Origin of the sequence: Achromobacter sp., assembly GCF_036567245.1 — a bacterium.
GTDB lineage: Bacteria > Pseudomonadota > Gammaproteobacteria > Burkholderiales > Burkholderiaceae_B > Achromobacter.
This window is the reverse complement of sequence record NZ_DATCUY010000451.1, coordinates 1-9621: the sequence shown is the minus strand read 5'-3', so window position 1 is coordinate 9621 and position 9621 is coordinate 1. Positions and strand designations below refer to the sequence as shown.

7 protein-coding genes are annotated in these 9621 nt (G+C 67.3%); 4 read left to right on the top strand and 3 right to left on the bottom strand.

Annotation, left to right across the window (positions count from 1 at the left end; genetic code table 11):
- Window positions 1-280: 280 nt before the first annotated feature.
- On the bottom strand, window positions 281-2566 hold the full coding sequence (locus VIR09_RS19400; protein WP_332014345.1) for a nitric-oxide reductase large subunit: 2286 nt from the start codon (window positions 2564-2566) through the stop codon (window positions 281-283).
- A gap of 238 nt (window positions 2567-2804) precedes the next feature.
- Here VIR09_RS19400 and VIR09_RS19395 point away from each other — a divergent pair, with 238 nt between their 5' ends.
- The gene (locus VIR09_RS19395; protein WP_332014344.1) at window positions 2805-3263 is read left to right on the top strand and encodes a MarR family winged helix-turn-helix transcriptional regulator; all 459 of its coding nucleotides are present in this window, start codon (window positions 2805-2807) and stop codon (window positions 3261-3263) included.
- Entirely contained in the window at window positions 3260-3964 is a 705-nt protein-coding gene (locus VIR09_RS19390; protein WP_332014343.1) for an aspartate/glutamate racemase family protein, read from the top strand. Before VIR09_RS19395 ends, VIR09_RS19390 begins: the two co-directional genes overlap by 4 nt.
- 10 nt (window positions 3965-3974) lie before the next feature.
- On the opposite strand, the gene VIR09_RS19385 is transcribed toward VIR09_RS19390, so the two are convergent.
- Window positions 3975-4685, bottom strand: coding sequence for a Crp/Fnr family transcriptional regulator (locus tag VIR09_RS19385; protein WP_332014342.1), 711 nt, complete (start codon window positions 4683-4685; stop codon window positions 3975-3977).
- A gap of 162 nt (window positions 4686-4847) precedes the next feature.
- Between VIR09_RS19385 and VIR09_RS19380 the strand changes: the two genes are divergently transcribed.
- Both VIR09_RS19380 and VIR09_RS19375 read left to right on the top strand, forming a co-directional pair.
- Window positions 4848-6503, top strand: a complete 1656-nt coding sequence (locus VIR09_RS19380; protein WP_332014341.1) for an acyl-CoA synthetase — start codon at window positions 4848-4850, stop codon at window positions 6501-6503.
- A gap of 37 nt (window positions 6504-6540) precedes the next feature.
- Window positions 6541-8310: an acyl-CoA dehydrogenase gene (locus VIR09_RS19375; protein ID WP_332014340.1), complete on the top strand. Its 1770-nt coding sequence runs from the start codon at window positions 6541-6543 to the stop codon at window positions 8308-8310.
- Window positions 8311-9217: 907 nt separating this feature from the next.
- Here VIR09_RS19375 and VIR09_RS19370 read toward each other — a convergent pair.
- Window positions 9218-9621: MFS transporter (locus VIR09_RS19370; protein ID WP_332014339.1), on the bottom strand; the 404-nt coding region annotated here is incomplete at its 5' end.

Sequence of the window (9621 nt, the reverse complement as noted above, 5' to 3'; positions counted from 1 at the left end):
CCGGCGGCACGTAGCTCACCTGGCCGGGCGGCAGGCGCGTGACTTCCGGCAATGCAAAACGGGCCCCTTCCTGGGGCCCGCAAGCGGTCAACAGCAATGAAACGATGACGGTCGGCAGGATACGCATACGGCGGTGCTCCGGAATGCCCGCGCCGGTCGGGCGCGGGCTGGCTTCCATTGGACCTGCTGCCGTGGCCGGCCTCTTTGCGCTGGCGCAAGGAGGCCGGCGCCTGCCAGGCAGTCCCGCGGATGCATTCGTGCGCATCCGCGGGACGGGTTGCTAGCCGCGCGCCGCCTTGGGTTGCAGACGCGGTTCGGCCAGCGCGGGCTTGCCGCTCAGAAGACCCAGGATCACCTGCATCACGATGGCCAGCGCGCCCAGCAGGAACACCACGTCGCCAAAGGTGCGGCCCCAGCGCAGGGTCTTCAGCAGGTCCTGCTGCATGAAGGCTTCGCTGCGGGCGTACCACATCCCTTCGCTGACGCTGGCATGGAACTGGATCAGCCCGATCGGCAGCAGACTGGTGAAGATCATCAGCGCCAGGCCCAGGTTCATGCCCCAGAACGCCAGCTTCATCAGGCCGGGGCTAAGCGCGTACTGCGGACGGATGTAGCGCAGCACCAGCAGGGTGAAGCCCAGCGCCAGGAAGCCGTACACGCCGAACAGGGCCGCGTGCGCGTGGACCGGCGTCGTGTTCAGGCCCTGGATGTAGTACAGCGACACCGGCGGGTTGATCATGAAGCCGAAGACGCCCGCGCCCAGCATGTTCCAGAAGGCCACCGCCACGAAGCACATCAGCGGCCACTTCAGGTTGTCCATCCAGGCCGCGCGGGTCTTCAAGCGCCAGTTTTCCCAGGCCTCGTGGCCCAGCACGATGAGCGGCACCACTTCCAGCGCCGAGAAGCTGGCGCCGACTGCCATCACGGGCGTGGTCGTGCCGGCGAAGTACAGGTGGTGGAAGGTGCCGGGTATGCCGCCCAGCATGAAGAGCGAAGCCGAGGCCAGGCTGGCGGTAGTGGCCATGCGGCGCGACACCAGGCCCAGCGTGGAGAAGATGAAGGCCAGCGCCGTGGTCGCGAAGACTTCGAAGAAGCCCTCCACCCACAGGTGCACGATCCACCAGCGCCAGTACTCCATCACCGTCAGGTGGGTGCGCTCGCCGTAGAAGAAGCCGGCGCCGTAGAACAGGCCGATGGCGCCGACCGAGGCGGTCAGGAGTGCCAGCAGGTTCTTGTCGCCGCCGGGCGTGCGCAGCGCGGGCACGATGCCGCGCAGCATCAGCACCAGCCAGAAGCAGATGCCCGCGAACTTGCCGATCTGCCACAGGCGGCCCAGGTCCACATATTCATAGCCTTGGTGGCCCAGCCAGAAGTTCAGGTCCGGCGGCATGATCTGCGCGATCGCCAGGTAGTTGCCGGTGAACGATCCGACCACCACCAGCACCAGCGCCCAGAACAGGATGTCGACGCCCACCTTCTGGAACTTCGGGTCGCGCCCGCCGTTGATCAGCGGCGCCAGGAACAGGCCAGCGGCCAGGAAGCCCGTGGCGATCCAGAACAGCGCGCTCTGGATATGCCAGGTGCGCACCAGCGAATACGGGAACCACTGCGACACGTCGATGCCGTAGAACTTCTGCCCTTCGACGGTGTAGTGCGCGGTGAACCCGCCCAGCAGCACCTGGAAGCCGAACAGCGCCACCACCAGGAACAGGTACTTGCCCAGGGCGCGCTGCGAAGGCGTCAGGGGAAAGGTGGTCAGCGGATCCTTGGCCGGCGCCGGCGGCTCCTCCTCCTCCTTGCCGCGCAGGAAGGCCCAGGCCCAGACCAGGAAGCCTATTCCCGCCAGCAGCACCACCACGCTGATGATGGACCACATGACGTTCTCGGCGCTGGGCACGTTGTCGATCAGCGGTTCATGCGGCCAGTTGTTGGTATAGGTGACGTTCTTGCCTTCGCGCTCGGTCGCCGCCGCCCACGCCGTCCAGAAGAAGAAGTGCGTAAGCTGGGTGCGGCGCGCGGCGTCGGGCAAGGTGTTTTCCTTCATCGCGAAATTCTCGCGGCTGCGGTGCAGCGCGGGCGCGTCGGAAAACAGCTGGTCGTAGTAGGCGGCGGTCTGCGCCATGGCGCGCGCGCGCCGCGGACTCACCGTCAGCGTGTCGGTCGCGGCATCGCTGCGGTTGGCGCGGTACTCGGCCTTCAGGTCGGCGCGCAGCGCGGCCTGGGCGCGCGCGTCCAGCTGGGCATAGTCCTGGCCGTGCTGTTCGCGCGCGGCCAGGTCCAGCCAGGCGGTCAGCTCGCGGTGCAGCCAGTCGGCCGTCCAGTCCGGCGCCTGGTAGGCGCCATGCCCCCAAACGGAGCCGAGCTGCATGCCGCCCACCGATTGCCAGGCCGTCTGGCCGTCCAGGATGTCGTCGCGGCCGAACAGCGGTTTGCCGTCAGCCGTCACGACCTGGCCAGGTATCGGCGGAGCCTGGCGATAGACCTCGCCGCCATAGAAGCCCAGCAATGCGAATGTGATCGCCACTACGGCGATCAAGGTGAACCATAATTTCCGATACGGACCCATGATGGGAACGCCCTCCAGTGTTGCGGTTTTGGGGTACGTACCCTTATGCGAATTCCGTGCCAGGAAAATTTCCATTCAAATCATGGCGTTGTATTTCACCGGGTGGATTTGACCGCCACAATCAAGGGTATAAATAACTGCGGCAGGGTTATTTGGACCCTTTTGAATGTCCTGGCGGCGGCCCCGCCCTCTTACAATCAACCGCTGCATTCCCACCTCTTTCAAAGGAACCGACCGCATGGCCACGGGCAAGCCCGATGCGTGGAGCCTCTTCCTGACCGCGCATGCGCTGGTGGTGGAAGAAATCGAAAAGCGCCTGTCGGCCGCCAGCCTGCCGCCGCTGGCCTGGTATGACGCGCTGTGGGCGCTGGAACGCGCGCCGGAGGGCACGGCCAGGATGTTCGAGATCGCCGAGCGCATGGTGATCGCGCGCTACAACCTGACGCGCCTGATGGACCGCATCGAGGCCGAGGGCCTGGTCGAACGCTTCCGGTCGGACGAGGACCGCCGCGCCACCTACGCCCGCCTCACGCCCAAGGGGCGCGCGCTGCGCCGCGAGATGTGGCAGGTCTATGGCCCCGCCGTCGACGAACTGTTCCTGTCGCGGCTGCCGCAGGCGCAGCAGGACGCCATGGCGGCCAGCTTTCTCGACATCGCCCGCCACGTGCGCGCATCCAGCAAGGAGTCCGCCGCATGAGCGCCACGCCGCTGCACATCGGCATCGTCGCCTGCTCCGCCGAAGGCGCCGCGCTGTGCTACCGCACCCTGTGCGCGGAAGGCGCCGAGCGCCTGGGGCCGCACGCGCACCCGGAGATTTCGCTGCACACGCATTCGCTGGCGGATTACGTCGCCTGCCTGGACCGGGCCGACCTGGCCGGCGTGGGCGCGCTGATGCTGTCCTCGGCCGGCAAGCTGGCGCGCGCGGGCGCGGACTTCCTGATCTGTCCGGACAACACCATCCACCAGGCGCTGGCGCATGTGCTGCCGCAATCGCCCCTGCCCTGGCTGCATATCGCCGCGGAAGTCGCGGCCGAGGCCCAGGCGCGCGGCCACCGCCGTATCGGCATCCTGGGCACGCGCTGGCTGGTGGACAGCAGCGTCTATCCGGACCAGCTGGAAGCGCGCGGCCTGCAATGGCTGCGGCCGTCCGAACAAGACCGCGACACCCTGGCCCGCATCATCATGGACGAACTGGTGGTTGGCGTGTTCAAGCCGGAATCCGTGGCCCGGCTGCAAGCCGTGATCGAACGCCTGCGAGAAGCCGGCTGCGATGCCGTGGTGCTGGGATGCACCGAATTGCCGCTGGCGCTGAACGATGGCAACGCCGCCCTGCCCACACTGGATTCGACCCGCATCCTGGCGCGCGCGGCGCTGGCCCGCGCCCTGCGCGGCGTCTGAGCCAACGCCCTCAGAGCTGATCCAGGCCGTACTGCCGCAGGCGATCCAGGTCCAGCACCTTGATCTGGTTGTAGGCCAGCGCCAGGATGGCCTGGTCCGCCAGCGTCTGCAGCGCCTGGTTGACCCGCTGGCGCGACAGGCCCGTCAGATAGCCTAGTTCTTCCTGCGAAATCGCCAGCGTCAGATCGGTGGACGGATACAACTGCGGATTGAACAGCTGCGCCAGCGACTGCGCCACGCGCGCGTCCGCATCCAGCAAGCGGTGGTTCTGGATCGAAGCGATGAACTCGCCCATGCGGTTGTTCAACTGGCCGATGACGAAGTGCGAAAACGGCAGGCTGGCCGACAACAGCGCATGGAAACTGGCCGTGGGTACCTGTAGCACCAGCGACGGCTGGATCGCCACTACGTCGTACTTGCGCAGCTCGCGCTTGATGACGCTGCCCTCGCCGAACCAGCCGCCCGGCGGCACGCCCGAAAACGTACAGCTGCGGCCCGACTCGTTGTAGATGGCCAGCTTCAACAGGCCCGAATGCACGCCCAGCCAATAGTCCGAAGGCGCGTTGCGCCGCGCGATCCATGCGCCGTTGGCCACGTGTTCGGCGCGCGACGACGCCAGCACCAGGTCCTGGTGACGGGCCTCCAGCGCGGCGAACCAGGCGCAAGCCTCGAACAGGCCGGCCAGTTCCGCAGCGGAAACGATGTTTGAAACGTCGGACATGGGAATAACTGTGTAAAACTTGGGAAAGCCAGGTTGGCCGCCGGTCTGTCATGCAGGTGACAGACAGTATTTTCGGCGGCCCCGTAAGCTAGGGCAAGCGACGGGGATCAAACTTCCCGCACACGGATAAGGGACGCCTGCGCGTCCCAACTGGAGACAAGCATGAGCGGTATGTTCGATAACGGCCTTGCGCGCCGCGACGCCAACTATGAAGCCCTGACCCCGGTGGACTTCATCGCCCGCGCGGCGCAGGTCTACGGCCAGCGGCTGGCCATCGTCCACGGCAAGGTGCGCCGCAACTGGGCCCAGACCTACGAGCGCGCGCAGCGCCTGGCCGGCGCATTGGCGCAAGCCGGCATCAAGCGCGGCGACACCGTAGCCGTGATGCTGCCCAACATTCCCGCCATGGTCGAAGCCCATTTCGGCGTACCCATGCTGGGCGCCGTGCTCAATACCCTGAACACCCGCCTGGACACGCCCAGCGTGCTGTTCATGCTGGGCCACGGCGAGGCGCAGGCGCTGATCGTGGACACCGAGTACGCCGAGGTCGCCCAGCGCGCGCGGGCTGAATTCCCGCATATCAAGCTCATCTCGGTGCATGATCTGGAAACGGCTCCCGCCGAACTGCCCGGCGCCGTCGACTACGAAGCCTTCCTGGCCGGCGCCCCCGCCCGCTACGACTGGAAGCCGCCTGCCGACGAATGGGACGCCATCGCGCTGAACTACACCTCCGGCACCACCGGCGATCCCAAGGGCGTGGTCTACCACTACCGCGGCGCCTACCTCAACGCCATCAGCAACATCCTTGAATGGGACATGCCCAAGCATCCGGTCTATCTGTGGACCCTGCCGCTGTTCCACTGCAACGGTTGGTGTTTCGCCTGGACGGTGGCCGCGCGCGCCGGCGTCAACGTGTGCCTGCGCAAGTTCGATCCGCAGACCGTGTTCGACCTGATCCGCAATGAAGGCGTCACCCACTATTGCGGCGCGCCCATCGTGCAGAGCGCGCTGGCCAACGCGCCGGCCGAGATGCGCGCCGGCATCGACCACACCGTGCGCACCATGGTGGCGGGCGCCGCGCCCGCGCCTGCCGTCATCGCCAAGATGCGCGACATCGGCTTTGAACTGACCCATGTGTACGGCCTGACCGAAGTCTACGGACCGGCAGCCGTGTGCGCCCGCCAGGAAGCCTGGGACGCGCTGGACGAGGAAGAGCGCGCGCTGCGCAATGCACGCCAGGGCGTGCGCTACCACCTGCAGGCCGGCGTGTCCGTGCGCAATCCCGACACCATGGAAGAAGTGCCGGCCGACGAGCAGACCGTGGGCGAAGTCATGTTCCGCGGCAACATCTGCATGAAGGGCTACCTGAAGAACGAACGCGCCACCGACCAGGCGTTCGCGGGCGGCTGGTTCCGCACCGGCGACCTGGGCGTGATGACGGCCGACGGCTACGTCCGCATCAAGGACCGCAGCAAGGACATCATCATTTCCGGCGGCGAGAACATCTCCAGCATCGAGGTCGAAGACGCGCTCTACCGCCATCCTGCCGTGGCGGCGGTGGCCGTGGTGGCCATGCCCGATCCCAAGTGGGGCGAGACCCCCTGCGCCTTCGTCGAGCTCAAGCCGGGCTGCAGCGCCACCGCCGAAGAGATCATCGCGCACTGCAAGCTGCTGCTGCCCGGCTTCAAGGTGCCGCGCGCGGTGCGCTTCGGCGAACTGCCCAAGACCTCCACCGGCAAGATCCAGAAATTCGAACTGCGCGCCGCGGTCGGCGCGACCCAGGCCATCGACGTGGCCGGCCCCGGCAAGGCCGGCTGAACCCCTCGTCCCCATCCCATCCAGGAGCTCCGACGCCATGACGTACCAAGCCCCCGTCAAAGACATGCTGTTCGTGCTGAACCATCTTGCCGGCCTGCCGCAAGTCGCTGCGCTGCCCGGCTTCGAGGAAGCCACGCCCGACACCACCCAGGCCGTGCTGGAGGAATCCGCGCGCTATGCCGGCGACGTGCTGGCCCCGCTGAACCACCCCGCCGACCGCGAACCCAGTTCCTGGCGCGACGGCGCCGTCACCACCTCGCCAGGGTTCAAGCAGGCGTTCGGGCTGTATGCCGAAGCCGGCTGGCAGGGCATGACGCATCCCGTGGAATACGGCGGCCAGGGCCTGCCGGGCCTGATCGGCTCGCCCTGCTCCGAAATGCTGAACGCCGCCAACCTGTCGTTCGCGCTATGCCCGCTGCTGACCAACGGCGCGATCGAGGCGCTGCTGACTGCCGGTTCGCCCGAACTGAAGCAACGCTTCATCGAGCCCATGATTTCCGGACGCTGGACCGGCACCATGAACCTGACCGAGCCGCAGGCGGGCTCGGACCTGGCCATGGTGCGCTCGCGCGCGCAGCCCGTGGGCGACGGCACCTACCGCCTCTCCGGCACCAAGATCTTCATCACCTACGGCGAGCACGACCTGGCCGAGAACATCCTGCACCTGGTGCTGGCGCGCCTGCCCGACGCGCCCGAAGGCGTCAAAGGCATTTCGCTGTTCCTGGTGCCCAAGTTCCTGGTCAACCAGGACGGCACGCTGGGCGCGCGCAACGACGTCCACTGCGTGTCGATCGAACACAAGCTGGGCATCAAGGCCAGCCCCACCTGCACGCTGCAGTTCGGCGACGCGGGCGGCGCGCTGGGCTATCTGGTGGGCCAGGAAAACCGCGGCCTGGACGCCATGTTCATCATGATGAACGCCGCCCGCTACGCGGTGGGCGTGCAGGGCGTGGCCGTCGCCGACCGCGCCCACCAGCATGCGCTGGCCTATGCCGCCGAGCGCGTGCAGAGCCGCCCGGTGGACGGCTCGTCGAAGGAAGCGGTGGCCATCATCCAGCACCCCGACGTGCGCCGCATGCTGGGCACGATGCGCGCGCTGACCGAGGCCGGCCGCGCGCTGGCCTATTACACCGCGGGCCACGCCGACCAGGCGCACGCCAACCCCGACGCCGAGGCCCGCAAGCGCCATCTGGCGGTGCAGGAGTACCTGGTGCCCATCGTCAAGGGCTGGTGTACCGAGATGTCCATCGACGTGGCCAGCCTGGGCGTGCAGGTGCACGGCGGCATGGGCTTCATCGAGGAAACCGGCGCCGCGCAGTACTACCGCGACGCGCGCATCCTGACAATCTACGAAGGCACCACGGCGATCCAGGCCAACGACCTGGTGGGCCGCAAGACCCTGCGCGACGGCGGCGCCGTCGCCCGCGCCCTGCTGGCGGAAGTCGGCAAGACCGAGGCGGCGCTGGAGGCCCGCAGCGAACCCGCCGCCCGCCTGATGCTGACGCCTTTGCGCCAGGCCCGCGCCGCCCTGGCCGAGGCCATCGACTTCGTCCTGGCCAACGCCGCCAGCCGCCCCAACGCCGTGTTCGCCGCCGCGGTGCCGTATCTGCTGCTGGCCGGCACCACCTTTGCCGGCTGGCAAATGGCACGCGCGCTGCTGGCCAGCCTGGACCTGCGCCAGGAAGACCCGGCCTTCCACGACGCCAAGATCGCTACCGCGCAGTGCTACGCGCTGCATAAGCTGAGCCAGGCGCCGGGAATGGCGGCGGTGGTCATGGGGTCTGGGGAGTATGAGGTGCAGCCGTAACTGTCTATGGCGTGATACGGGCTCTTGATGCATGAGGGTCTTGTTGGCGATTGGCTTCGGGGTGGCGTTCCGGTGCTTCGTAGGCCGCTCGCCGGCGCGGGCGCCTGAGTGGCGGGCGCCCACGATTGCGGTCCGGAGCCTTCGCTCCGGACTGCCCCTTCGTCATCTTCGTCACCGCCTTCGGCGGTTCCTTCAGATTCCCTCGGGCGCATCGAGGTTGCCCGCCACTCAGGCGCCCGCGCCGACGAGCTACTTGAATCTTGGGCTGGTGCGCTGCTGCAGCCGTGGTCAGGGACGAATCTTGTATTGCCCGTCATTCTCGGCCGCGCGGGCGGCCGAGAATGACATACGTGATTTCTTAAATTTCGATTGTGTTCGCTTGCGCGATTGTGGCGAATGGTTTGCTAATGGTCCCCAGCTCATTGGGAGGATGGCGGTGATGGGCGACGCGCGGCCGGCAGCCGCTTACGCATGCAGACCCGGACGCGCGCCGCCCATCCGGCATCAGAGTTAAATGACGGCCATTGGTCAGCCTGCGTCCAGGCGTCAGATCCCACCGAAATCACCACCACCAGCGCGCAGCGTCATCACATGACGCAAGACACCACGTAAGCCCCAAGAGGCCGCCCGGGCGGCCGGCCTGGGGCGGGCCCCGCAAGACACGCCAACACCCCACCGACCGTGGCCAAAACGCCAAGCACACCGCCCGCCCCAGCGCCCGTGAAGATTCAACCAGCCGAGCCTGTCGCGTCGGTGGCCTGCGGGACGCGGGGCGTCGATAAGCCCGACGGAATCCGAAGGAACCGCCGCAGGCGGTGACGAGGATGAGGAAGGGGAAGTCCGGAGCGAAGGCTCCGGACCGCAATCGTTGCCCCGCGTCCCGCAGGCCACCGACGCGACAGGCGTCTTAAGAACCAACGAGCAAACGCTCACCACGCGGCAACGTGACCGCCCAGAACAGCAACGCCACAACACTGATACCCGCACCCAGCACGCAAACGCCCAACCAGCCAGCCTGAGCATAAATCGCCGTAGACGCGATCGACCCCAGTCCGCTCCCCACCGCGTAGAACATCATGTAGCCCCCCACCAGCCGACTATGCGCCTGAGCATTCACGCTGAAGATCATGGTCTGGTTGGTCACGTGCAGCGCTTGCAAGGCGATGTCCAGGACCAGCACGCCCAGGGCCAGCAGCCACAGGCTTTGCTCCAGGAAAGCGATGGGCACCCAGGCCAGGCATAGCAGCGCCAAGCCCACGGCCGTGGTCCGCTCGCCCTGCCCGCTGTCGGCCAGGCGCCCGGCGCGCGCCG

What these genes read in the sequence shown, in the direction of transcription:
- VIR09_RS19400 (WP_332014345.1), bottom strand. Translation starts at nt 2,566, where the DNA reads ATGGGTCCGTATCGGAAATTATGGTTCACCTTGATCGCCGTAGTGGCG.
- VIR09_RS19395 (WP_332014344.1), top strand. Translation starts at nt 2,805, where the DNA reads ATGGCCACGGGCAAGCCCGATGCGTGGAGCCTCTTCCTGACCGCGCAT.
- VIR09_RS19390 (WP_332014343.1), top strand. Translation starts at nt 3,260, where the DNA reads ATGAGCGCCACGCCGCTGCACATCGGCATCGTCGCCTGCTCCGCCGAA.
- VIR09_RS19385 (WP_332014342.1), bottom strand. Translation starts at nt 4,685, where the DNA reads ATGTCCGACGTTTCAAACATCGTTTCCGCTGCGGAACTGGCCGGCCTG.
- VIR09_RS19380 (WP_332014341.1), top strand. Translation starts at nt 4,848, where the DNA reads ATGAGCGGTATGTTCGATAACGGCCTTGCGCGCCGCGACGCCAACTAT.
- VIR09_RS19375 (WP_332014340.1), top strand. Translation starts at nt 6,541, where the DNA reads ATGACGTACCAAGCCCCCGTCAAAGACATGCTGTTCGTGCTGAACCAT.